19 protein-coding genes are annotated in these 24713 nt (G+C 66.8%); 13 read left to right on the forward strand and 6 right to left on the reverse strand.

Going from position 1 to position 24713, the window contains the following annotated elements:
* The first annotated feature begins 245 nt into the window (after positions 1 to 245).
* From VHAB30_RS12675 to VHAB30_RS12685, 3 genes are read left to right on the forward strand one after another with little or no spacing between them, the layout of a single operon-like run.
* Positions 246 to 992 (forward strand): response regulator transcription factor, encoded by a 747-nt coding sequence (locus tag VHAB30_RS12675; protein ID WP_159277240.1) that lies wholly within the window; start codon positions 246 to 248, stop codon positions 990 to 992.
* Positions 992 to 2293, forward strand: coding sequence for a FecR domain-containing protein (locus VHAB30_RS12680; RefSeq protein WP_159277241.1), 1302 nt, complete (start codon positions 992 to 994; stop codon positions 2291 to 2293). Before VHAB30_RS12675 ends, VHAB30_RS12680 begins: the two co-directional genes overlap by 1 nt.
* Positions 2294 to 2308: 15 nt before the next feature.
* A complete protein-coding gene (locus tag VHAB30_RS12685) occupies positions 2309 to 4678 on the forward strand; it encodes a CHASE2 domain-containing protein (protein ID WP_159277242.1) in 2370 nt (789 codons plus the stop codon).
* 207 nt (positions 4679 to 4885) lie between these two features.
* Here the strand turns inward: VHAB30_RS12685 and VHAB30_RS12690 are convergent, their stop codons facing one another.
* Positions 4886 to 6115, reverse strand: coding sequence for a CaiB/BaiF CoA transferase family protein (locus tag VHAB30_RS12690; RefSeq protein ID WP_159277243.1), 1230 nt, complete (start codon positions 6113 to 6115; stop codon positions 4886 to 4888).
* Between the two features lie 4 nt (positions 6116 to 6119).
* Positions 6120 to 7091 (reverse strand): Bug family tripartite tricarboxylate transporter substrate binding protein, encoded by a 972-nt coding sequence (locus VHAB30_RS12695; RefSeq protein ID WP_159277244.1) that lies wholly within the window; start codon positions 7089 to 7091, stop codon positions 6120 to 6122.
* 100 nt (positions 7092 to 7191) lie between these two features.
* Here VHAB30_RS12695 and VHAB30_RS12700 point away from each other — a divergent pair, with 100 nt between their 5' ends.
* The 3 genes from VHAB30_RS12700 to VHAB30_RS12710 all read left to right on the forward strand — a co-directional run bounded on the left by VHAB30_RS12700 (position 7192) and on the right by VHAB30_RS12710 (position 9479).
* On the forward strand, positions 7192 to 8091 hold the full coding sequence (locus VHAB30_RS12700) for a LysR family transcriptional regulator (RefSeq protein ID WP_159277245.1): 900 nt from the start codon (positions 7192 to 7194) through the stop codon (positions 8089 to 8091).
* A 68-nt stretch (positions 8092 to 8159) separates the two neighbouring features.
* The gene (locus tag VHAB30_RS12705; protein ID WP_062482767.1) at positions 8160 to 8603 is read left to right on the forward strand and encodes an SRPBCC family protein; all 444 of its coding nucleotides are present in this window, start codon (positions 8160 to 8162) and stop codon (positions 8601 to 8603) included.
* 69 nt (positions 8604 to 8672) lie between these two features.
* On the forward strand, positions 8673 to 9479 hold the full coding sequence (locus VHAB30_RS12710) for a transglutaminase-like domain-containing protein (RefSeq protein ID WP_159277246.1): 807 nt from the start codon (positions 8673 to 8675) through the stop codon (positions 9477 to 9479).
* A gap of 56 nt (positions 9480 to 9535) precedes the next feature.
* Here the strand turns inward: VHAB30_RS12710 and VHAB30_RS12715 are convergent, their stop codons facing one another.
* From VHAB30_RS12715 to VHAB30_RS12725, 3 genes are read right to left on the reverse strand one after another with little or no spacing between them, the layout of a single operon-like run.
* Positions 9536 to 12946 (reverse strand): efflux transporter outer membrane subunit, encoded by a 3411-nt coding sequence (locus tag VHAB30_RS12715; RefSeq protein WP_159277247.1) that lies wholly within the window; start codon positions 12944 to 12946, stop codon positions 9536 to 9538.
* Positions 12934 to 14259, reverse strand: coding sequence for a hypothetical protein (locus VHAB30_RS12720; protein WP_159277248.1), 1326 nt, complete (start codon positions 14257 to 14259; stop codon positions 12934 to 12936). Before VHAB30_RS12720 ends, VHAB30_RS12715 begins: the two co-directional genes overlap by 13 nt.
* A gap of 32 nt (positions 14260 to 14291) precedes the next feature.
* Complete coding sequence (locus VHAB30_RS12725; RefSeq protein ID WP_159277249.1) at positions 14292 to 15569, reverse strand: HlyD family efflux transporter periplasmic adaptor subunit; 1278 nt, start codon at positions 15567 to 15569, stop codon at positions 14292 to 14294.
* Positions 15570 to 16260: 691 nt separating this feature from the next.
* Here VHAB30_RS12725 and VHAB30_RS12730 point away from each other — a divergent pair.
* The 6 genes from VHAB30_RS12730 (at position 16261) to VHAB30_RS12755 (ending at position 20585) form a co-directional block, all read left to right on the forward strand.
* The gene (locus VHAB30_RS12730) at positions 16261 to 16686 is read left to right on the forward strand and encodes a CBS domain-containing protein (RefSeq protein ID WP_159277250.1); all 426 of its coding nucleotides are present in this window, start codon (positions 16261 to 16263) and stop codon (positions 16684 to 16686) included.
* 70 nt (positions 16687 to 16756) lie between these two features.
* A complete protein-coding gene (locus VHAB30_RS12735; RefSeq protein ID WP_095744962.1) occupies positions 16757 to 17341 on the forward strand; it encodes a BPSL1445 family SYLF domain-containing lipoprotein in 585 nt (194 codons plus the stop codon).
* A 61-nt stretch (positions 17342 to 17402) separates the two neighbouring features.
* Positions 17403 to 17858: a nuclear transport factor 2 family protein gene (locus VHAB30_RS12740; protein WP_216850711.1), complete on the forward strand. Its 456-nt coding sequence runs from the start codon at positions 17403 to 17405 to the stop codon at positions 17856 to 17858.
* A gap of 525 nt (positions 17859 to 18383) precedes the next feature.
* A complete protein-coding gene (locus tag VHAB30_RS31140) occupies positions 18384 to 19406 on the forward strand; it encodes a helix-turn-helix transcriptional regulator (protein ID WP_235926620.1) in 1023 nt (340 codons plus the stop codon).
* 80 nt (positions 19407 to 19486) lie between these two features.
* On the forward strand, positions 19487 to 19690 hold the full coding sequence (locus VHAB30_RS31380) for a helix-turn-helix transcriptional regulator (protein WP_390903991.1): 204 nt from the start codon (positions 19487 to 19489) through the stop codon (positions 19688 to 19690).
* 154 nt (positions 19691 to 19844) lie between these two features.
* Positions 19845 to 20585: a hypothetical protein gene (locus VHAB30_RS12755; RefSeq protein WP_159277251.1), complete on the forward strand. Its 741-nt coding sequence runs from the start codon at positions 19845 to 19847 to the stop codon at positions 20583 to 20585.
* Between the two features lie 192 nt (positions 20586 to 20777).
* Here the strand turns inward: VHAB30_RS12755 and VHAB30_RS12760 are convergent, their stop codons facing one another.
* Positions 20778 to 21893 (reverse strand): YagK/YfjJ domain-containing protein, encoded by a 1116-nt coding sequence (locus VHAB30_RS12760; protein ID WP_159277252.1) that lies wholly within the window; start codon positions 21891 to 21893, stop codon positions 20778 to 20780.
* A gap of 951 nt (positions 21894 to 22844) precedes the next feature.
* Between VHAB30_RS12760 and VHAB30_RS12765 the strand changes: the two genes are divergently transcribed.
* A complete protein-coding gene (locus VHAB30_RS12765; protein WP_159277253.1) occupies positions 22845 to 24260 on the forward strand; it encodes a DUF3987 domain-containing protein in 1416 nt (471 codons plus the stop codon).
* The last annotated feature ends 453 nt before the right edge of the window (positions 24261 to 24713 follow it).

Here is a 24713-nt window from a genome sequence, read left to right on the forward strand (position 1 = left end):
GGAGATGTGGAGTGATCGGAGCGCCGGGTGGCGCTACAGGGGGCGGATGATGTCGACGGCCTTCGAGGGTCGAAGGGCCGGCGTGAGGTTTGGTCAGATTTGCGGCCAGCTTTAGGCTGCATTTGTGAATTTCTTTACTACTTCATAACCATCGCCAACAATGTTGCTAACGTTCACGCTACGGAATTCGTCAGATTTCGGGTGTGGATTCACTGTCAAAATTGCCGCCGCCACCCTTGGAGTCCATGCGCATCGCCATCCTTGAAGACGACCCGAACCAGCTCTCGCATCTCGTGCGGACACTCGAGCAGCTGTTAACAATTGGCGAGACGAATGTGACCTGCATCACGTTTTCGAACGGGTCGACCTTGCAACAGGCACTGCGGCGCGAAAGCTTCGATCTGCTGGTGCTCGACTGGAACGTGCCCGGCCTGGCCGGCGTCGAATTGCTGCAGTGGCTGCGCAAGTGGCAGACCGACAAAGTGCCGGTGCTCATGCTGAGTTCGCGCGCTTCCGAGCACGACGTGGTGCAGGCACTGAACCTCGGCGCCGACGACTACATCGTCAAACCCTTCCGACCGCTCGAACTGCGCGCCCGCGTGCAGCGCCTGATGGCCCGGCGCGTGCCGCTCGCGCCGTCCGACGGCGAGCGCTTCGGCCGCTGGGAGTTCGAACGGGTGTCGCAAAGCGTCCTGATCCACCCGGTCCCGGGCGACGACGCCGCGCCGCAGCGGCATGCCCTCACCGACCGCGAATTCAAGCTCGCGCTGACGCTGTTCCAGCACATGGGCGACACGGTGTCGCGCGCGCATCTGCTCGAAAGCGCCGGCTACAGCAACGAAGAGCTGCCTTCGCGCACGCTGGACAGCCACATCTACCGGCTGCGCAGCAAGCTCGGCCTCGAAGCCGAAAGCGGACTGAGCCTGCGCACGGTGTATGGCCGCGGCTACCGGCTCGAGGCCACGCAACACGCACCGCAGGCGGATTCCTGATGGCGACGACGCACCCAACCCTGTTCCGCCTGCGCCGCCCGCACCGCCTCCTGGCCTGCGCCGCGCTGCTCCTCGCCACCGCGGCGGGCGCGCAGTCGCCGCACGTGGTGAAGCCCGGCGAGACCTTGTGGGGCATCTCGGGCCAGCAGATGGACACGCCGCTGCGCTGGCCCGAAGTGCAGCAGCGCAACCAGGTGGGCGAGCCCCGCCTGTTGCAACCGGGCACGGTGCTGTACTTTGCCGATGGCCGGCTCGTGCCCGAGGGCGCGGCGGTGGTCACCGCGGTCGAAGGCCGGGCCTCGCGCAAGCGCGCGGGTGTGCCTGAACAGGTCCTCACGCCCGGCCTGCCGATCCAGGCCGGCGACACGCTCATCACCGGCACCGATGCCTTCGTGACCCTCGGGGTGGCGGGTGGCAGCCGCGTCGTGCTGCCCTCGCGCAGCGCGCTCGAGGTGCTGGCCATCGACGCCAATACCGTGCGGCTGCGGCTCATCGAAGGCCGCGTCGAATCGCAGGTGCACAAGCAGCAGCCGAACCAGCAATTCGAGATCCGCGCGCGGTCGATGGGCCTGGGCGTGCGCGGCACGCACTTTCGCGTGCGCGACGAAGACGGCGTGCTGACCGGCGAAGTGATTTCGGGTGAAGTGGTGGTGCAGCGCACCGCGCAGGCAGAACCGCCGCTCGTGCTGCGCGAAGGCCGCGGCGCGGTGCTGCTGGAGAGCGGCCCGTCGCAAGCGCAGGGGCTGCTGCCGGCGCCCCAGCTGGTGCCCGAAACGACGGCGCGCAACGACCGCACGTTCCGCTTCACGCCCGTTGCGGGCGCGCAAACCTACCGCCTGCAATTGGCGCGCGACGAGCGCTTCCTGCTGCCGGTGTACGAACAACGCGGCCCAGGACCTTCCTTCACGGTGCCGGCGGAACTGCCATCGGGCCTCTACCAGCTGCGCCTCACGGCCTTCGATGCCGCCCGGCTCGAAGGGTTGCCGGGCGACGGCACGGTCTACCTGCCCACGGTCGAAGGCGGCGCGGGCGGCCAGAGCACGTCGACCGCACTGCCCGACGGGCGCGTGGAGGTCCGCTGGCCGGGCATCGCGGGCCAGCGCTACACCTTCGAACTCGCGCGCAGCCCTGACTTCGCCGTGTTGCTGGTCAACGAGCCCGCGGTCTATGCCACCGGCATGACGGTCGGCCCCTTCGCGCTCGGCGGGCGCTACCACTGGCGTGCACGCCAAGCCACCCCCGACGGTGCGGCATCCGCAGCGACCGGTTTCGGCGGAAGCTTCGACATTCCGGCGCGCTGAAGCGGGGCCACGCGCATGCGCCTCGTCGTCGAACGCCTGCTGATGGCGCTGCTGCTGCCGCTGGCCATGCTCGGCCTGGCGCACCGCCCGGGCCTGCTGCAGATGGATGCGTACATCCACGACCGCCTGCTGATCCTGGCCTCGCACCGGGCGTCGGCCGACATCCTGATCATCGCCATCGACGAGCACAGCCTGCGCGAACTCGGGCGCTGGCCCTGGAGCCGCGCGACCCACGCGCGCCTGCTCGAACGGCTCGCCCCGGCGGCGCCGCGCGCGGTGCTGCTCGATCTCTTCCTGACCGAGCCGAGCGCCGACCCGCGCGAAGACGCGCACCTGGCGCAGGCCATGGGCCTGCTGCCCGTGTACCTGCCGCTGCTGCATGCGAGCCCCCTGGCCTTCACGAGCCACGAATGGCCGGGCTTCCTGCCGCCGCTGCCGGACTTTGCCGCCCAGGCCCGCGGCGTGGGGCATGCCGGCCTTGCGCCCGACACCGACGGCGTGGCGCGCACGCTGTACCTGCTCGAGGGCTATCCGAACCAGCTGCAGCCCTACGTGGGCGCGTTGATGGCGCAGCGCGTCCCCTCGCCTGCGATCGACCCCGAGGCCATGTCGACCGACTGGCTTCGCCAGAGCCCGTTGCGCCTGCTGTTCGCCGGCCCGCGCGGCAGCTACCGCACCGTGCCCTACGTGAGCGTGCTGCGCGGCGAAGTGCCCGCCGAACTGCTGCGCGACAAGCTGCTGCTCGTGGGCGCCACCGCGCCCGGCCTCGGCGACCAGACGCTCACGCCCAACGCCGGCATCCGCGGCGTGCTGCCCGGCGTGGAGGTGCATGCCAATGCCATCGACAACCTGATGCACGGGCGCAACGTGAGCGTGTCGCCGCCGCTGTGGCACGCGGCCTGGACGGTGGTGCCGCTGTGGCTCGCGCTGTGGCTGCTGGTCCGACGGGGCCGGCACGCGCTGCCGATCGCCGCCGGCCTCGCGAGCGCGTGCCTGCTGATCAGCGGCATCGCCATGCTGGCGTGGCACCACTGGCTGCCGCCTGTCGCGCCGATGCTCGGCCTGGCCATCCTCTACCTGCTGTGGAGCTGGCGCCGTCTCGAATCGCAGTTCGTCTACCTGCGCAAGCGCGCGCAGGTGCTCGACGCCCTGCCCGGCGGCACCTTCGAAGTCATGCCGGCCCGCTCGCCGGCGCCCGCCGATCCGGCGGAGCATCCCAAGCAGGCGCTCGACCGCGCCATTGCACGCCTGCGGCGCATGCAGCAGCTCATGGACAAGGCCATGCAGGCGATGCCCGTGGCCATGCTGATCTGCGACGAAGAGGGGCGCATCGGGTCGGGCAACGCCGCGGCCTTCCGGCTGCTGGGCGCCGGTGCCATGCCATCGCACGACGACGACGATGGCATTGCACCGCCCGCGCTGCGCGGCGTGCGCCTGCCCGAGCTGATCGCGCCGCTGGCCGTGCCGCCCGCCAGCGGCACGCCGACCCGCACGGACGCTGCCCACTGGACCGACCGGCTGCACGGCGAATACACCACCCCCGACGCGCGCGTGTTCCGCCTGGAGGCCGCGGCCTTCAGCGGCGACGCGCCCGAAGACCGGGGCTGGGTCGTGATGCTGCCCGAGCTCACGGCCGAGCGCGAAGCGCAGCGCCAGCGCGACGAGTGGCGCCAGTTCCTGTCGCACGACCTGCGCAGCCCGCAGGTCACGATCCTCAGCATCCTGTCGATGCATCCCACGGCCGATGCCGACATGCGTTCGGCCATCGGCCGCGAGGCTGAGCGCACCCTCGCGATGGCCGAGGGCTTCATGGACTTCGCGCTCGCCGAATCGGACGACTACCGCTTTGCGGACACGCACGTCGGCGCCGTGCTGCTCGATGCCAGAGACCAGGTGTGGCACTACGCGCAGGCCCATGGCGTGCGCGTCGAAGCCCGCATCGACGACGACGCCGGCGACACGATCCTGCGCGCCGACGGGGCCTTGCTGACCCGCGCCATCGTCAACCTGCTGAACAACGCCATCCGCCACAGCCCGTCCGGCCGCCGCGTGGAATTGGGCATGGCCATCGAGCCCGGCGCCAACGGCGCAGACGCGACCAGCGTCCGGATCTCCGTCAGCGACCAAGGCTCGGGCATGACGCCCGGACAGCTCGACGCCCTCCTCCACGCGCCGCGCGGACGGCGCGCGCCCACCGTGCCGGAAGCCGCCCCCGGCGAGACCAAGGGCACGGGCACGCGGCGCATGGGCCTGGGCTTTTCCGTCGTGCGCGCGGTGGTCCAGAAACACAATGGCACCCTGGGCGCGGACAGCACGCCCGGTGCCGGCACCACCGTCTGGCTGCGGCTGCCCCTGCCTGGTTCGCGCCCTAGCACATCGAAGTGACGGGTTTTCCAATCCCGATGGGGACAATGTTGTGGAAAACCGTGTGCGCAGCGCGCGAAACCCTTGCCTGGCGGGGCCTGCAACACGGTGCCTGCGAAACAGGCAGCGACGCTGAAAAACCTGGAGAAATATTTTTCTCGGCGTTTTCGCCACACTTTCCGCGCTGAATCGGGACGCGCCGCAGCCCCGGCGGGACCACCGCGGCGCTCAGTCCGCAGGCTCGCTCGCCGCGCCGTCGGCGAGCATGGCCGCGATGGCCGACGCCTCCAGCCCGGCTTCGGCCAGAAGGCGGCGCGTGTCCGCGCCACGACGCACCGGCGCGCGCAGCGAAGGTGTCAGCGGCTCGCTGGACGTGAAACCGATGCCTGGCACCGGCACCCGCCGCGCGCCGTTCGGCAACGGCAGTTCCACGTGCGGCCAGTCGCGCGCCATCTGTGCCGCCGCCTGTGCGGGGCGCATCACCGGCGTGGCGGGCACGCCGTGGCGGGTCAGCAGCGCATCCCATTCGGCCGTGGTTCTTCCACCCAGCGCCTGGCCCAGCAGCGCCTGCGCGCGCGGCACGTCGCGCAGTTCGGCGGCCTCGTGCAGCGACGACAGCAGCGAGGCGTCCGTGCCGGCTTCGCGCAGCGCGTTCAGCAGCCCCTTCGCCTGGTCGGCCGCATTGCAGACGATGGCCAGCTGGCCGTCGGCCACCTCGAAGGCGCCCGACAGCGGGCTGCCGGAAAACGCGGTCGATGCGCTGCGCGGCATCTCCATGCCGCTGACCAGCGGCCCCGCGTAGGTGGGCGCCATCAGCGTGAGCGCCGCGCCCATCATCGACACCTGGAGCCATTCGCCGCGCGTGCGCGCCTCGCCGTTCGGTCGGTCGCGCCGGTAGAGCGCGCTCATCACCGCCAGCGCGGCCTGCTGGCCCACGGCGTAGTCGACGAGCGGGAAACCCACCCGCTGCGGCTTGCCGTCGCGGTCGGCGTTGGCCGCCATGAGCCCGCTCGCGGCCTGGATCACGTGGTCGTAGGCGCGCCGGTCCGATGCGGGGCCGAAGCCGGTGATCGAGCAGACGACCAGCTGCGGATGGCGCGCGATCAGTTGCTGCGGATCGAAGCCGAGCGTCGCCAGCTTGCCGGGCCGGAAGTTCTCCAGCAGCACATCCGCGCTGCCGATCAGTTCGCTCAGCGCCTCTTTGGCCCGCGGGTCGCGCGCATCGATGGCCAGCGAGCGCTTGCCCGCGCCCTGCGTCACGAAGGTCTCGCCCAGTCCGAGGGCGGTCAGTTCGGCATCGAGGCCCTTGGCACGGATCATGTCGTCGCCGTCGGCGCGCTCGATGCGGATCACCTCGGCGCCGAGCAGGCCGAGCTGGTAGCCGGCGAAGGGGCCGGCCAGCACGTGGGTCCAGTCGATGACGCGCAAGCCGGCCAGGGGTGTGGGGTTCGATGTCATCGCGTCACTCCGGCTTGACACCACTGTTCTTCACATAACGCGCCCAACGGGCGATCTCTTCCCTGGCGAAGCGGCGACCTTCTTCCAGATTGAACGCCAGCGGCTGCGTTCCGCTGCTGGCGCGCAGTTGCACCGACTCCGGCGACGCCGACGATTTGCGGATGGCCTCATGCAGCGTCTCGACGATGGGCGCGGGCGTGCCCGCGGGCACGAACACGGCGGTCCATCCGGTGATCTCGAAATCGGCAATGCCTTGTTCACGGAACGTGCCGACGTCCTGCGTGGCCAGATAGCGCCGCGCGGCGGCCACGGCCAGCGGCTTCAGCTTGTTCCCGTCGATGAAGACCTTGGCCACCGACGCGTCGGAAAACGCGAACTCGATGTGCCCGCCGGCCAGGTCCGCCAGCGATTGCGGGTTCGACTTGTAGGGAACCGTGACGGCGTCGATGCCCGCCGACTTGCGAAAGATCTCGCAGGCCACCTGCGTCACCGCGTTGCCGCTGCCGCACCTGAGCGCGTTCGGATGGGCCTTGCCGTAGGCCATCAGGTCGGCCAGGTTGCGCCACTTGGCGTTGGCCGCGACGTACAGCGAGATCGGGCTGCTGCCCAGGCCCGCCACCATCTCGAACGACCCGGGTTCATAGCCGAGCCTGGCCGGGAAGAACGAGAAATTGACGGCGTTGGTCGTGGCCGAGCCGATCAGCAGCGTGTACCCGTCGGGCTTCGCGCGTGCTGCGGCCGCCGTTCCCAGCGCGCCGTTCGCGCCCTGCCTGTTGTCGACGATGACGGGCGCCTTCAGGATGTCCGTCAGGTCCTTGGCCAGCACGCGCGCGCCGATGTCGGTGCCGCTGCCCGCGGCGAACGGAACCACCAGCGTGATGGGGCGCGAAGGATAGGCCGCTTGTGCGCAGGCCGAGGCAGTCCCCAGGGCCCAGAAGGCGCACAGGGCGCCCAGGAAGAAAGAACTGCGAAGCATGATGGGTGTGTCTCCTGGTGGTGTCCGGGCTGAACGATAGGTTGCCGCCCGGCGCGCAGCAACCTACATTCCGTGGCGACCTTTTCCACTTTGGAAAACCATGAACTTGAACGACCTCCATCTGGCCGTGGTGATCGCGCGCGAAGGCGGGCTGAGCCATGCCTCGGCCTGTCTCGGCATTTCACCGGGCACCCTGAGCAAGGCCGTGACGCGGCTCGAGCGCGCCACCAAGGTCAAGCTGTTCGAACGGCTGGCCCGGGGCATGCGCCCCACCGAGCTGGGCCAGGCCTTCCTGAAGCGAGCGCAGCGCATCGACCTGGACGCCACCGACCTGCATGCGGAACTGCGCGACCTGCGGCAGGCGCGCGCCGGCGTGCTGCGCTGCGGTGTCGGCGACGGCATTCCCGACCGCTGGGTGCTGCCGGTGGTGGCCGCGCTCATCGAGCGCGGGATCCGCGTGGACCTGTCGGGTGGCAACTCCGACTCGCTCACGCGGGCCGTCGCCATGGGCGAGCTGGAGTTCGCCCTGACCGGCCTGCACAAGAAGCCGACGGCCGCGCTGGCATGGGAAGGCCTGCGGGACGACCCGTTGCTGCCCATGGCGCCGATCGGCCATCCGCTGGCACGCACCAGACGCGAGGTGGGCTGGGACCAGCTCGCGCAGGCGCGGTGGATCGTCATGGCGCCCGGCACGTCGACGCACACCGAGTTCGAAGCGAACTTCCGCGCGCACCGGCTCGACCCGCCCGAGCCGGTGGGCACCTCGCGTTCGTCCCAGCGCGAGCTGGCGTTGGTGCGCTCGCTGGGCGCCTTGATGCCGGTGCCGCGTTCGGTGCTGAAAGAGCCGCCGGTCGCGGCGCAGTTCGTGCCGGTCAGCCCCGTCGGCGGATGGCGATCGACCCGTCGCGTGGGCATCGTGCGGCGCGCCGGCGGCTACCTCAGCCCCTCGGCGTTGCAAGCCATGGAGGCGCTGGAAGCCATCCTGCGCAAGGAGCGCTGACGACTGGAGCCGCAAGGCATGACGCGCCGCGTGCGTTAGGCTCCACGATCCCTTCAACCCCTCCTCCCATGCACATCGAAGAACGCATCCACATCGCCGTCCCGCCCCGGGTCATCGACCGCATCTGGAGCGAGGTCGACCGATGGCACCTGTGGGACCCGGACACCAAGCAGGCCCGGCTCGACGGCCCCTTCGCCGTGGGCACCAAGGGCCGGATCGTTCCGCAAAAAGGCATGGGCGTCCCGATGGTGGTCACGGAGCGCTCCGAGGGCCAATCGTTCACCGCGCAGGGCTACATCCCCTTGTTCCGCATGCACTTCAAGCACACGGTGTCCGCAACGGACAGCGGCTCGGACGTGGTGCACCGCGTGTGGTTCACCGGCGCCCTGGCCTTCCTGTTCGGGCCGGGCGTCGCCAAGCAGGTTCGACACGGACTGCCCCGGACCATGCGGTCGCTGAAGGCCTATGCCGAGCAGCGCCACGCCACGTCGGGGTCCGGCGACGCCCCCTGAAAGCCGCCGCGCGCTGGCATCGCACCGCGAATTCCCGCGCGCTGGCGAATGAAGGCGCATCATGGGCCGATGAACATCCAGCTCGGTTTCGAGATCGCCTACCAGTTTCCCCGGCCGACGCCGATGATCCTGGCCCTCAGCATTCACTACTCGCGCGCCTCGGACCTGCTGCGCCCGGACCATCTGCTCACGAAACCGGCCGTTCCCACCACCGCGTACCGCGACCTGTTCGGGAACTGGTGCACACGCCTGGTCGCCCCCGCGGGCCGCTTCGTGCTGAGCACGGACACCGTGGTTCACGACAGCGGCGCACCCGACATCGTCGTGCCCTCGGCGCCGCAGGTGCCGGTGGAGTACCTGCCCGAGTCCACCCTGCTCTACCTGCTGGGCAGCCGGTACTGCGAAACCGACCTGCTGTCCGACTTCGCCTGGCAGCGCTTCGGCAACGGCCCGACCGGCTGGGGCCGCGTGCAGGCGGTGTGCGACTTCGTGCACCAGCACATCGAGTTCGGCTACCCGCATGCGCGGCGCACCCGCTCGGCGTTCGAAGCCTTCAAGGAAGGGCAAGGCGTGTGCCGCGACTATGCGCACCTGGCCATCACGATGTGCCGCTGCCTGAACATTCCGGCCCGCTATTGCAGCGGCTACCTCGGCGATGTCGGCACGCCGCCCCCGCACGGCACGATGGACTTCGCGGGCTGGTTCGAGGCCTTCCTGGGCGACCGCTGGTACACCTTCGACGCGCGCAACAACGTGCCCCGCATCGGCCGCGTGCTGATCGCGCAAGGGCGCGACGCCAGCGACGTCGCGCTGTCCAACACCTTCGGGCCCAACGAACTGGATGGGTTCAGGGTGTGGTGCGACGAGGTGCAGTGAACTGAATCGCCGGTCGCACGCACGCGGCCGCGTCAGCCCTGCGCCAACGCCACGCGCTACGCGCTGCCCCAGCCCCCGCCCAGCGCCTTGTACAGGTTCACGGTGTTCACCGCCGCCTTGAGCTGCAGTTCGATCAGCTGCTGCTGCCCGGTGTAGAGCTCGCGCTGCGCATCCTGGCTGGAGAAGTAGTCTTCCATGCCGCTGCGAAAACGCGTGCGCGAGATGCCGGCCACCTTCTCGAGCACCTGCACGCGCGCCTGTTGCGCCTCCAGCTGCGGCTGCAGGTGGTCGCTGGCGATCAGCGCGTGGGCCACCTCGCGAAAGGCGACCTGCGCCGCCGATTCGTAACCGGCCATCGCGGCGGCCAGCCGCTCTTCGCTGGCGCTCACGTTGGCCGACCGGCGGCCCCAGTCGAAGATCGGCAGCGACACGCCCAGCACGCCGGCCCAGCTGCTGTTGCCGCTGCTGAGCAAGGTCGACAGCTCCTTGCTCACACCGCCGGCCAGCGCCGTGAGCGAGATGGTCGGCAGCATCGCGGCCTTGGCCGCGCCCACGCCGGCGTTGGCGGCCTCGACGCGTGCATAGGCCGCGAGCAGGTCAGGCCGGCGCTGCAGCAGGCTCGACGGCAACCCGGCCGCGACCTGCGCGGTGGAGCGCTCGGGCCAGGGCCGCGCGCTGCCCGTCTCGGGCGGCACGGGGCGCCCGACCAGCACGTTGAGCCACTGCAGGTCCTGCGCGACACGCATGCGGTATTCCTCCTGCCGCACGCGCGCGGTCTGCAGCAGCGACTGCACCCGGTACACGTCCAGCTGCGCGGCGCCGCCCACGGCGCGGGCGCGGCCGATCGTGTCGGCATTGGCGTTCAGCGCGGCCTCGTTGGACTCGGCCAGCGCGAGCAGGGCACGGTCGGCGCGCAGCGTGAGGTAGGCGTTCGACACCTCGCCCACCAGGTTCATGCGCGCGGCCGCGTGGTCCTTGTCGCCGGCCTCGGCGAGCGCGCCGCTTTGTTGCGCGGTGCTCTGCTGCCGGCCGAAGAAATCGAGCTCGTACGACATCACGCCCGCCTGCACGTCGAAGCTGTTGGACACGCGCCCGTCCGATGGCAGGTTGCCGACCGGGCTGAGCGAGCCCTGCGGCGTGGTCTGCGCGCGCTGGGCATGCGCCGACAGGCCCAGCGCCGGGAACAGCGACGCGCGGTTGCCCGCATAGTTCGCGCGCGCCTCGCGGGCCTTCGCGGCATAGGCGCGCAGGTCGCGGTTCTGCTCGAGCGCGGTGGCGATCAGGCCGCGCAGTTCCTCGTCCTGCACGAAGCTGCGCCAGTCCACGGGCTGCGCGCCCGGCGCCGTGGCGCCCGCGGGCCACTGCGAAGGCACCGACAGGTCGGGGTCCTTGAGCGGCGGCGTGAGGTTGCACCCGGTCGTCACGAGCACGATGCACACGGCCAGCACCGCGAAGAGCAGGCGCAGCGACAGCCGCGCGAAGCCCGCGCCCGGCGCGCGCATGCCCGCACTCGCGAACAATGCCGACGCCGCCTGCCAGGGCCGCACCTGCACGGCCACGTGGCTCGGCGGCACGTTGAAGACATGGCGCACGAGGTCTTCGCGCTGCGCCTCGGTGGCGGCGAACTTCAGCTCGGCGCCCGCCCTGCCGCGCGCGGCGAGGTGGGCCGGCAGCCAGCCGACCGGCTCGACATGCACCTCCAGCGGCTGCCCGACGCGCAGGCGCTTGAGCGGCCCCCGGCCTTCGAGCAGCGCGCCGTCGGCCGCGATGTTGACGAAGCGCGACTCGCCCTCGCCCGTCGCCGTGCGCACCCGTGCCCGCGCGCGCCAGGGAAAGCGCTCTTCCTGCTGCGGGCGCGGCAGGTCGACGCAGGCCATGAGCGCGCTCAGGCACAGCACCAGCGCGATGCCGGTCCACACGAGGTTGAGCTGGTCGCCCGGCGTGAGCGCCTCGCCGCCCAGGGCCGCCATCGCGGCCGCGCCCTGCAGCGCCACCAGCAGCCCGCCGAAGACGGCCACCAGCTTCCAGTGCACCACGGTGCGCGAGCGGTCCAGCCCCTTGGCCGTCACCTTGAACGGATGGCCGAAGGGCTTCAGCATCGCGCGCGCCAGCGTGCCGCTCACGGCCATTGCCGCCACCAGCTGGCTCACCTCGCTGAACACGGGCAGGCAGCGGCGCTGGCTGACCCAGTAGCTGTAGGCCCAGAACATCACGAGCGACGGCAGGCCGTAGGCCGCAAAGGCCTGCGGCGTGGCATGGAAGGCCGAGACGCCGGCATACCAGTACAGCGCCGGCGCCAGCAGCACCAGCACCATGAAGGGCTTGCCCAGCCAGTGCAGCAGCCCGTGCAGGAAGTGCAGCCGCGCCGACAGGCTGTAGCCCGGGCCGCGCAGGGGCCCGTCGGGCAGCAGCGCGAGCTGCACGGTGCCCAGGCACCAGCGGCTGCGCTGGTTGATGTAGTCGATGATGCTCTCGGCCGACAGCCCGTTGGACAGCCGCTCGCCCAGCCAGCGCGTGATGCGGCCGTGGCGCAGCAGCAGGTAGGTGGTGTGGATGTCTTCGCACACGCTGCCGACCGGGAACCCGCCGGCCTCGGTGATCGCGTCGCGCCGCACGATGAACGATGTGCCCACGCAGAACGCCGAATCGACCGCGTCCTTGGCGGGCTGCAGCACGTCGAAGAACACGCGCTGCTCGTCGACCCAGCTGTCGGTGGCGCGCAGGTTGTGCTGGATGGGGTCGGCGTTGTAATAGAACTGCGGCGTCTGCACCAGCCCCACGCGGCGGTCCTCGAACAGGCCGAGCATGCGGTAGACGATCTGGCGCTGCGGCGCGAAGTCGGCGTCGAGCACGAGGATGAACGGCGCGTCGGTCACGCCCGCGGACAGGCGCAGGCCGTTGTTGAGGTTGCCGGCCTTGGCATTGCGGTTGTCGGGCCGCCGCGCGTAGTGCACGCCGCGGCGCTCGCAGTACGCGCGCAGCCAGTCGCGCCGCGTGTCATCGAGCACCCAGACGTTCAGCCGCGGGTAGTCGATGGCCTGCGCGGCGATGATGGTCTTCTCGAGCACGGCCAGCTCTTCGTTGTAGGTGCAGATGAAGACATCGACGGCCGGCACCTCCTCGCCACGCGCATGGCGTTCGCGCAATGCGGCCTCGCCCCGGTCGGCCTGCGCGCGGTTGTCGCGGCGCCGCATGAGCATGTGGATCGACATCAGCGTGTAGACGATGGCCGTGAGCTCGAAGCCCAGGAACACCCAGGCGAACAGGGTCTCGAAGCCCAGGTCCGAGGGCGGCATCGTGGCGACCACGCGCCAGACGGCGTAGCGCAGCAGCAGCAACGCGGTGAGCGCGCCGAACAGCACGCGGTGGGTGATGCGCTCGACCCTGGCCCAGGTCATGAGGAGCAAGGCGAGCCCCCCGACCAGGGCGTTGAGCTGGAATTCCGGTGTGGCGATCAGGCTGGACATGAGGGGACTTCCGATGCGGCGGTCTTGCCGGTGAAGGGGTTGAAACCCGTGGCGGCCAGGGCGATCCAGGCGGTCGCGCCCAGGTGCGGCCAGCGGTAGTAGAAGAAATCGGCACCGGTCGAATCGGGGCCGATAGCCAGGCCGGTGGCAATGCGCGCGCTCGGCGTGGCGTAGTACAGGCCGTTGCCGGCGCGCTGCGAGGCCAGCAGCTGCCACAGCGCCTCGGGCGCCGCGCCCTTGCGGGCCACCAGCGTGGCGGCGGCCTGCGCGCTGCCTTCGGTCCAGATGCCGTCGGGCTCGCGCGAGAAACCGTAGCCCGCGCCGACGCGGTGGTGCTTCTCGACCCAGTCGAGGCTGCGCACCCAGGCGCAGGAGCCCTCGGGCGCCGCGAGCAAAGGCCACAGCTGCGCATCGAGGCCGGAGCCTTCGGTGGAGATCGTGGCGCCATCCTCCTTGGTGCCGATGTGAAAGCGCTGCTCCGACGGGTTCCACATGCGGCCCACGAAATCGAGCGCGGTGCGCGCCTGGCGTGGCTCGGGTCCGTCCGGCTGGCCGTCGGCGCGCACGGCCCGTGCGGCCCACGCCGCCGCCACGGCGATGTCCAGGTTGTGCTCGGTCGACTTCCAGGTCTGCGCGCGCTGCGCGTGGTCCCAGCCGTGGCGCCCGCCGTTGTAGCCGTCGGGGCCGTTCCGGGCGCGCGTGTTCTGCTCGGTCCAGGCCAGCAGCCGTCGCGCGGTCGCCAGGTAGGCGGGCGTGGGCTCGGCCTGGTGCAGGTTCAGCAGCAGCAACGCGGCCCAGGCCACGTTGCCGGTGGCGGTGCTGACCTGGTAGGCATCGGCGATCCACTGCTTGCGCCCCGCATCCCAGCGGCCGGGCAGCGCGGGCTTTTCCTCGGTGACCGGCCCGGCGCGGTAGGCATTGCGCACGCGCCCGTCGGGCATCGTCTGGTCGTGCGCCACCGCCCGCACCACGGCGTCGCCGATGCGCCGCGCGGCGGCGCGCTCGCCGCACGCCAGCAGCGCGATGCCGGCCAGCGCGTTGTCGTAGGTGAAGCCGGCGCCCGCCAGCGCAGGCTCGAACGGCGGTTCGCCCTGTGCATTCGCCGGGCGGTAGCTGGTCAGGAACAGCGGCCCCGACGTCGCGCCCCCCTGGTCATGCGCGACGGCGCGCCGCAACCCGTCGCAGCTCTCGCGCGCAAGGGCCTTCTGCGTGGCACCGGGTGAAGAGGGAGGCGCAGCAGCAGCGATGCCGGCGAGCGCCATCGATGCGGCGGCGCACCGTGCCACGGCACGGAAGGAGAAAGGGATCGACATGGCGTTCTCGGTGGGCTGCGCGACATGCTTTTTCACGCCTTGGCGAGGCTGGCCGAGACCACCTTGCCCGGCACGCACAGGGTCTGACGGCTGCCGTCTTCCGAGGGCGGCGGCTCGGGCGCCTCGATGCGCGCCACCGCATAGATCGAGCCCTGCTCGGCAAAGGGGAAGGGCACGCTGTACGTGCTCTGCAGTGCGTCGGAGGCCACGGGCAGCAGCTGCTCGACGCGCGCCTGCACGTCGACGTTCTGCGCCACCTTCACGTCGAGCTTGGAACCGACGCTCAGCCGCTTGGCCAACCGCGCGGGAAACACGGCGACGACGCCGATCCGGCTGCAGTCGGTCACGCGCACCAGCGAGGAGCCCGCCATGACATACGCGCCCTCGGGCGCCAGCACCGTGTGCACCATGCCGGGCTGGCTCGCCTTGACCTCGTAGGCGGCGAGCTTGTCGACGCGGCGGCGCTCTTCGTCCTCGAGCTGCGTGATCTGCGCGAGCTGCTTGACGATCGCGGTGCCGTCCTGGCGCGCGCGGTCGCTGCTGTTGCGCAGCGCTTCGCGCCGGCTCGCGAGCGTCTGGAACAGGCTGTTGCCGCTGGTGCCCACGAAGGCGCCCTGCCCCGCGCTCGCCACCGTCTGCGCCTGCCCCGCGAAGGCCTGCTCGGCCACCGCTGCATTGGCACGCGCGGTGCTCAGCTGGGCCTCGGACGCGTTCATCACCTGCTCGCTGATGGCGCCTTCTTTCAGCAGCGCTTCGTTGGTGCGCACCTTGTTCTCCTGCTCGGCGACCACGCTGTGCGCCACGTCGCGCTGGCGCTGTGCGATCTCCCACGCGTCCCAGGTCTGCGCCAGCGAGGCCTGACGGGTCACCTGCGCCTGCTGGCCGATGGAGCGCATCTCCTGGCTGTCGGACTTGTACTGGTTGCCCAGCTGCGACAGCTGGCTCTGCAGGGCCAGGCGCTGCGTGGTCAGCGTGGTGAGGATCTCCTGGCTGACGGTCGGGTTGCGCACCGTGGCCACCAGCGTGCCGGGCGCCACAGCGTCGCGCGTGCGCACCGCCATCTGCGTCACCACGCCGTTGATCGGCGAGGTGACGATGCCGACCGGCGCCTGCAGCACGGCCCGCGTGGCCTGCGAGGACAAGAGCGGCTCGACCAGCGTGGCGACCATCAGCCACAGCACGAAGGCCAGCAGCGCATAGGCCGCCAGCTTCGGAACGAAGGCGCCCCGCTGGCGCCGGGCACGTCCGGCACCCGGGGCGCGCGGTCGGCCCGGTTCCGACGGAAAAGGAATGGGTCTGGACACTCGCATAACCACCTCTTGGAAACATCGACGGCATGCCGGCGAACGGCATGCCGTCTGGTGAAGAAAGAGACTTGACTCAACCCTCCCGATCCCTCAGTCCGCGCCTTCGATTTTTCGTGCTGCGGTGCAATAAAGGTACGCCCAAAGCGCGGCCCGTCCTGCTTCCGGGAGAAACAAGATGTGCGAACTTCACATCTACTTTTCGGCCACGGACCGGGCGAAGTCCTACATAGGTGTTGCGGCGGTGGGGGTTGACACGGGCTGGGCGTGTCGGCACGCGCGGAACAGCGCGTGATCGCGTTTGTCTCGAAGGCCCACGGGCATCGCACGGGGCAAGGTCCGATGAAGCGGCCCGCTGCGCGCGCGGCGTCGAGAACGCGGCTTCCGCGTCGCGTTCAACAGGCCGTAACGATATTGCCGCGATTGGTCACAGCCGCTGCGGGGGCGATGTGGCGGGCACGCATCAGCGACGGTCATCAACCCCGGCGAGCCCCATGCCCTTCGCGACATGGGGACACGCCCAGGCTGCGGCATGCGCGCGTTCTTCCTTTGCACCACCGGCTTTTCGGCGGTTGTCCTACACCTCGGGCCGCGCAGAAGACTAGACCTGTAGCTGCGCCGGATCAGTGCCGTGCGCACCCCTTTTCCCGCCATGAACCACGGCCGCCCAACTTACTTTTTCTTCAAAGGATTCCAGATGCGAAAAGTCAACGCTGTGATGACCCGCGATGTCGAGGTCATCAGTCCCGACGCCACCATCGCGGAGGCCGCCAGGCGCATGCGCGACGGCGACTTCGGGATGATGCCGGTGGGCGAGAACGACCGCATGATCGGCGCGATCTCGGACCGCGACATTGCCGTGCGCGGCATCGCCGAAGGACACGACGGCAACGCCAAGGTGCGCGACGTCATGTCGGACGGCATCCGCTGGGCCTACGAGGACGACGCCGTCGACCATGCGGCGCAGCTCATGGCCGAGCACCAGATCCGGCGCCTGCCCATCGTCAACCGCGACAAGCGGCTGGTGGGCATCCTGGCGCTGGCCGATGTCGCGGTGAAGGAGCCCAAGGTCAAACCGGCCGCCGAGGCGCTGTGCGGCATCTCGCAACCCGTCGAGGCCTGAGAAGGTCTGACCAGGCGAGGTCCTTCACCCCGATTCACTGTCCCTTCCCTTTCTTCCTGGAGGACTTGCCATGCACGTCGCACCTTTCCACCTGCTTGCAGCCGCCGCCATCGCGGCGAGCCTCGCCGTGACCGGCTGCACGGTCACCCGCCCCAGCGGCGCGGCGAACGACATCCCGGCGTCCTCGGCATCGGCCATCGACGCCCAGGTCGACGCATCGCTGGCCCGCCTCTATGACACCGTCGCCGGTTCGCGCGCGCTCGTCGCTGGCGCGCAGGGCGTGCTGGTGTTCCCGTCCGTGGTGGGCGGAAGCTTCGGCATCGGCGCCGACTATGGTCGCGGTGCCCTGCGCAGCGGCGGCCGCACGCAGAGCTACTACAGCACGACCGCCGGCTCCATCGGCTTCCAGGCCGGTGCGCAGTCGAAGGCCGTGTTCTACGTGTTCACCTCCAGGGAGGCGCTGGACAAATTCCGCCAGAGCCGGGGCTGGACGGTGGGCGTCGACGCGACGGTGGCGCTGGCACGCTACGGTGCCAACGGCGTCGTCGACAGCAGCACCTTCCGGCAACCCGTGGTCGCTTTCGTGATGACCAATGTGGGCCTGGAGGCGGGTGCGTCGGTGCAGGGTGCGAAGGTCACCGAAATTCGACCTTGATACGGGCATGACATAACGGGCATCCGGTCGGAAACGCCATCGACAAGGAGCGCCCGCCATCATGCTCAACGGAGCCGAAGCCCACCCGATCCAATCTGCGACGCGCGCGTTGTTCGACCGCTATGAGCGGGAATTCAATGCGGGACTGACCGGCGAAGCCGACCTCGAAGCCGTGGCGGCGCTGTACGCCGCGTGCTTCATTGCCGCTTCGCCCGCCGGCGTCTTCACGGGCAAGAACGATGAAGAACTCAGGCGCGTGTCCGCGAAGGGGTTCCAGCATTACCGCGACACCGGCGTGCAGCGGATGAACGTGCGCAACCTGGACATCTCGGCCATCGACGAATTGCACGGGCTCGCCCGCGTGGCGTGGAGAGCGATCTACAAGGTCGAGGGCGCGCAGAAGGTGATCGACTTCACCAATGTCTATCTGGTGCGGCTCGAGGGGGACAGCGCGAAGGTGTTCGGCTGGATCACCGGCGATGAGGCCGAGGTGCTGCGGCAGCACGGCATCGGTTGAGAGGCTGCCGGGCGCCGAGGAATGGGGGCTGGAGCGGGTGAAGGGAATCCAATCTATTCTTCTACATCACAGGAGGATTGAAGATAACCCATTCAATGCAACACTTGTTCCCCTCGTCGTTCCCCTGAATTTGGGGTTCGAATCCCTTGAGGGTCCTGGCTGAGCGAGTTTGTTGCCATTCCGCGACGCGATGTCGGACTAAGCACCTTGCTTGCGCCCCGCGGTATTCCGCGAATATCGATAGGCATGTTCCGTCGACTCAGGTGCAAATGAGGCGTGCGCGTACGGACTCGGCGACCGGCCAAACCGCATGGTCAGCCGGATAGCCGCGGCAGCCCTTTCACCCGCACTAGTCGGCCGCTACCGCGGTAGCGGCCCTCGCGCCATGCGCGGAAATTCGCGCGGCCGTCTTCTTGACTTCCACGCCCTTTCTGGAAGTCAAGATTGGTACAGTTGAAGTGAGGGCCCGACGCCCTCCCTTCGAGCAATCGAAAGGACGGAAGGAACTTTTCGAGAAGGCCCGGCGTGCAGAAGACTGACATCCAACTTCCCCTCGATGATCCCATCGATCTTTGGGATTTCACTCGGCTAATCGCCAAGTCCATCTGCCCCAGCATGCGAGAAGCCGAAGACTATGCCTGGCTCCAGAAGAAGCTCGTAAAGCTGCCGACCTCGGATCTAGAGATCCAATCCGATATGTCAGCGGCAGAACGAGCAACGCTGCTTCGAATCTTGCCAGGTCTGCCACCACACGCCGGTATGCCCCCAAGAGAGCGAGAGGTGTTCATGGATGCCTATCTGAAGCATCCTGATCGCCTCCCTTGGAGGCCCGTGTTTGTGAGCGAAGAAACGGTTGCCGCCAACGGCCACCAGATACTCCAGATTCAGGAGAAGCATCGCCTCGCACTTCAGCAAGAAATCGCGTCCGGCAAGCTCATCGCATTCAACCAGCATCACATCGACGAGGGCCGTGCAGGAAAGAACATCTTCATCCGTCGCGAAGATGCGTTGAACTACCTCAAGGCACATAGGTTTCGCACGGTTGATGATCCAGGCTCTCGCTCCATCCACTCGGTGTCGAAACCGAAAGCCTCGGCCGCAAGAACGGCAACATCACCTAAAGCACTTGAAGCCGATCACCAAAGTGATTCGGTGAAAGCAGACCCGACCAGCGCCCCCGAAGGGACGACAGCACTCGTTGACCTCGCTTCTCCCGTAACGACGCCAATCTCGGCATCCCCGCGGCCAAAAATGAAGCAGCCATCCTCCCAACAGGACAGCAAGTCTCACCGATCACCGAGGGAAAGCATAGAAGCTTCAGTGGAACCCACGCAGCACAGCTCTGCCACAGTGATCTTGCGCCGGCGCCAAGTCGAGGCGCGAACCTCGTTGTCGCGCTCGGCCATCTATGACCGACTCGACGCAAACTCTCCGCGCTATGACCCCGCCTTTCCCAAACAGGTGAAACTCGGCAGTTCAAGCGTTGGCTGGCTGGAAAGCGAAATTGAAAGTTGGCTCGCAGCGAGGACCCGCGCGTCGCGCCAATGAGGCAACGATGGTCACCACGCTGAGCTATTCATGCAGTATGTAGTACTGCAAGCACTGGCGCCCATGCCGCAACTCTACAGATTCGAAACACGACTGCTTCACTCCAAGGAAGCCGTCGCCCGTATGGTGTCTCGCGCTCAAGTCTCCATGAGCGACAAAACCCCAAGAGCCGCTACCACGACAAGACGTTCCCCAGCCCAGTGCAGATCGAGCAACGTGCCATTGGCTACCGAGAGGATAAGCTCGATGCATGGATTGCATCACAGCTCCAGAAAGAACAATGAGCCTAGCTCAACGGTTTTCAGGACACCATCGCCAAGACGAATGACGAAGCGATAGCTCTCTCTGAACGCATGCAGAAGTGAAAACGAATATGAATAGCTCCATCTTTTCCATTGTCCCTTCGACGGACCGTGACGTTGACCTAAAGGATTGCGGTTGAACAGCGATCGGGACAGCCTCCAAGAGTTATTGCAGAACATTGCGCGCTCCATGCGCAGGGGCGCCGAAGCAATCCCTGTCTCACCTCCGATCAACTACGATCAGATGCGCAGCTTCGCCCTCGAGCAACTGCGAGAAACTGGTCGGACGAGCTCAATGATCGAGTTGTCTTGCCTCATAAAGCCGAGCTTCTTCGAGCAACATGTGAAGCTGCGGCTGCCCAAGAAAATGCCGACAGCGAAGGTAAAGCGGATCGAGGGCATGGTCCGCGAACTGGAGCAGGCAATCACCTGGCATATCCTGGCGTCGTACCCTGCCTCGATGGTCCATGACCTTTTCGTGGACAGTACCATTTCGCGCCTGGTGCTCCACGATGAGCTCAGGGCCAAGCACGAGCAGATCGAAGAAGCAGCGAAACAGGCCCGCAAAAAAGGCGGCAAGAACAGCGACAAGGGGTACAAGGACACCCCCCGCCTCCTGCGTTTGGCTATTCGCTTTCTGCGCACCATGGCTCCCCCCGAAAAGTGGCGGTACAAGCGCCACGCAACGGAGAACATCGGTGAACGCTTGAGTGAGATCGCTCACAAGTACAAGGGGAAAATCAATGTCGCCTTATCCGAGGAGACTTGGATCGATAAGGTTGACCTACTGATTCGGAATGATCCGCGCGCATTGGAAGTTTGTCGGCGCTACGCCCACGAACGCTTTATCAAACGCTTGAGCCAACCCTCCCGATAGAAACGCTCGTGAGGCCCTCCTCTCTACGCCAACCTTCATCCATTTCCGGACGCCAACCGGGATGCACGAATGCGCATGGCGCGCATTCGTTGCAGCGCAATGGCGAGCTCTCTCAGCCTTCGGCGCATCACGACAGCACCCTGGAAGTAGCGCACCCGAAGCACAGCAAGCAACCAAAGCGCGACCACTTGTTCACGCGGATGCAGCGGCGCCTTCAGCCTCCGGCCACAACTTGCGCTTGGCGCCCCCCGGGTAGGGCTGCTTGTAGCGACGGCTGATCACGAATGACTTGCCCGATGCGTCATAGCGCATCCAGAAGTCCGTCTTGGTCAGGTAGGAGGCTGCCGATTCAAGCAGCGCGTGACGCGCCACCACATTGGAGTAGTGGATGCGCCCCAAGACGGGCTTCACGTACTTTTGCGCGTTGCAGTTGAAGTAACGCCCCTTCCCTTCGGTGATCACCCACTCCCAGTGCTCGCCCATCGCCTTTGCGGTCCCCACGCCGTCCTGGGCGAGGCTTCCGTTCAGGAACACCAGCATGTGAAAGTGGAACCCGGTCTCGGTCCCGTACTCCATGTTGCGCATGTAGCGCACCAAGGGGTGGCGCTCACGCAGATAGCGCTCAAACTTCACGATATAGCCGTACGCCTCATCCTCCGACACAGCCGGTGCGTAGGGATACCCATCCAACTGCGAGTGGAAGTGCAGGTCCAAGCGAATCGTCAGGAGATCAGCGCAGTCTTGGAACGACTCTTCTTCTGCCTTCTTCACCGACTTCCAGCGCTTGTCCGAGCGACGTCGCGCGGTGTCCAATGCCTTGCGTACCCCTCCGGACGTCCAGCCCTCGCGGATATCTCGCACTACCGCCTCCAACGAGCCCAGCAACACATGTGCCGCGTCGTCGGTATGCGCGTTCCAAAAGCTCAGCGCCATAGGGTCCGGGGTGTGCTTCTCACGAGAGCGCTGCAAGAGTTCGTACAGCGGGTTCATGTGATGCTGTGGCAGCGTCGCCTGGATGTCGTCAAAAGGCAACTGCAGGGCCTGCAGCAAGCGCTTTCCATCGTGGCTCGCGCGGATTACCTGGCATGTCCCGCCGCGCTCCTTTTCCAGCCAGAAGACCGCGCCCTGCGAGCGAGCAACCGCGTGCGCCACCTGCGCGGCGCGCTTGACGTCCGAGGCGTATTCGTGCTCCTTTCCCAGAACGAGCGTCTGGGTGCGCCCGCCGTTCTTGTTCAGTCCATAGATGTACGCATGGCGCTCAGGCGCACGGCGATCAAAGAGCTTGCGCTCGTAGCCTTTCGAGATCACTTTTTTCTCCTATCGCTTCGGCCCATGAGGTCCTTCTCATGGACTGACAGTTCCGCCTTGCCGAAAAGAAAATAGCAAGTAGCGTTGTGCCCCACCTTGTGGGGGGATTTGAGGTTCAAGAGCTCCTCGCCCTTGATGATTGCAAGTTCTTTCGTCTCTCGACGATTTCATCTCTCCCTTTTCCTCATTACCGCACTGATTAACGACAGTGCATTTCACTTCGATTTCTCCTGATATCTCCAAGCAGGCTGATTGGTTGATGGACGTGGATCTTCATGATCCTAAATTCATGCTCTTGAGGAGCATGAATTCACCTCGTTCGTCTTCAGATTTCGACTGTCATTGGACAGTCGAAAGATTCCTATCCCCATCTCTTATCGAGCAATAACATAGATACCGGATCTCGGCCTGCGCAGAAGTGTGATCGCAATCAGCACTGCCCTCAGATTTCCCCGGCCTAACGCGCGTTTCTTCTCCTTCCACTCGTCGTTGAATTGGTCACCGACCGGCTGACCAAACATGCAGTCGACCTCCCCTGCACGTGGATCGATCAACAGCGTTGAGAGGAATTCTGAGACATTCGATTTCGGAAGAACAGGGCTGCAACTAAATCCATCGATGTGTTTTGAGCAGCCCCCCAAAAAGTGGGGAAGGTGCGGATCACGGACGATCGAGAACTCCAAAAATGAAAAGTTGCTTGTTGATCTAGTTCCTGCTTGGTGGATGCACGGCAGCCATTCCTTCGCATTCCCGCCTCGGGCGTCCATCCCCCACTAGATTCGGAGTCCTGCATGAAATTAGGGGAGGTGCTGAACGAGCACACGTCCATTCAGCTGAAGCAACTAGAACGAGGAGGTGCATTCATCTAAATTTCTCGGGGTGCCACATGACAACGCGGCCCGTATCGCGAATGCGGCTTGGTGTATCTGTAATCGACCTCGGAATGTATTGATGTATCTCCCCGATGACCCCTACCCGGTGCTTTCGAGCGGGCCGCTGATCTCCAGCGCAGCCATCGAGCACAGCCACAACACCGACACCGCACAGGCCATTCCGGCCATCGCTGCAATGACTTCCGCTGCTGCGGCTGTTCAGGATCACTTTGATGTCCAGCGCCCGGATCTGGCGCCGTCGCCCATCGCCATGATCTCCTTCATTTGCGCCCAATCGGGTGAAGGCAAGAGCACGGGAGCCAAAGTGTTCCTGGAGCCTCACGAGCGCGTGCAGATGCAGTTGGACGAGCAAGCACAGGATCTCCATGAACTCGAAGCCTCGCGGCTTGTGTGGAAGGAGGAATTGGCCCACAAGCGTTCCGAGGTGCGGCGCCTTCTCGCCGAAGAGAAGTCGACCGCGCAGGCGCAAGCAGCCATCGTCGCGCACCTGCGCAATGAGCCAAAGGCGCCGCCGCAAATTCAGCTGCTCTACCAAAACCCGACCCCAACCGGTTTGCGACGTGGCCTTGCAGCCTGGCCATCCGGGTTCATCGTCTCCATGGACGCAGGTCAGATGCTCAATGGAGCAATGGGCAAGGACTTCGATTTCATGGATTCCACGTGGGATGGCGACACGAACCGGTCTGCAACCGCCGAGCACGCCTTCACCATCTATGGCCCTCGTCTTTCGGCTCTGAGCTTCGTGCAGCCGTTGCCCACGCTTCGGTACTTCAAGCGTCGCGGCGAAGAAGCGCTAGACACAGGTTTTTCTGCACGGGTGGAATGGGCATACCTACTGCCCAAAAGAGCAAACGATCACCCCCCGTATTCGGGACCGAAGAGGCACATCGCCGTTCCGGCGTACCAATCGCGCACCAGCTACTTGTTGGAGGAACGCATCCGCACCCGTAGGGCAGGAAACAAGCCACGGCGTGCAATCCCATTCACGAGGGATGGGGCCGCATATTTCCGCGACCTGCGTCAACGCACCGTCTCGATGTCTGCACCTGGAGGGGCTCTTCAACACCTCGGAGGCTACGCGGCCAAGCTTGCGGAACGCGTAGCCCGATATGCATGCATCATCCACACGTTCAACGATTTTCCGGGCTTCATCAATGCGGAAACACTCGCCCATGCTGAATGCATCGTCCAGTGGCACTCACGCCAGTTCGTGCGCATGATCACAGAGACGTCACCGCAGACACGAGCTCAGCACGACGCGATGCAATTGGAGCAGTTGATTGGGCACGCCATCTACCGTGGAGAGATGATTCGACTCGCAGACTTGTCGCACATCGCCCCCCCGGACTGGGGGCGTCCGCGACGCATCCAGGCTTGGCAGGTGCTTCAGTACTCCGGGCGCGCTTGCCTCAGGCAATTTCGACGCATTTCGTACGTCCAGTTGACCTCAATGCCGCAGCTTCTTCCCCCCTGAAGCAAGGGGCGAAAAGCGTCACTCGGCGACAAGTAGGCAGCTCCCCGCCGCGTGTATTTCGACATCGATGCTTCCCATGGTGTGTCATCAATCCGCCCTCCGGGGAACGTCCAGTTGGGGACGTTGGTGCGGCTGGTGAATGAGGAACTGCAGCAATGTATCGAGGCTGCGGATGGGACGACCGGCTGCAACGGTTAAAGGTTGTCCGACACCCGCCCTCAGCCGCTGTCGTACGAGGGCTCGTGGTGTTGCACGGGCAGCACTGCGACATCTCGGCGGCAGCTGGCGCTTCAGGCTGCCGCCGATCGCCTTGGCGTGGCGCCGCCGTCCCCGACCTGAGGGGCAACCTGTGAGGGTGCGTCTACCAGTTCTCGGGTATGGCCGTTTGCGCTGTTGCTCACTAACATCGCCGGCCGTAACAAATGGCAGGGCCTTGCGAGAACATGAGATGGC

The sequence above is a fragment of the Variovorax boronicumulans genome (assembly GCF_009811375.1).
Classification (GTDB): domain Bacteria; phylum Pseudomonadota; class Gammaproteobacteria; order Burkholderiales; family Burkholderiaceae_C; genus Variovorax; species Variovorax boronicumulans.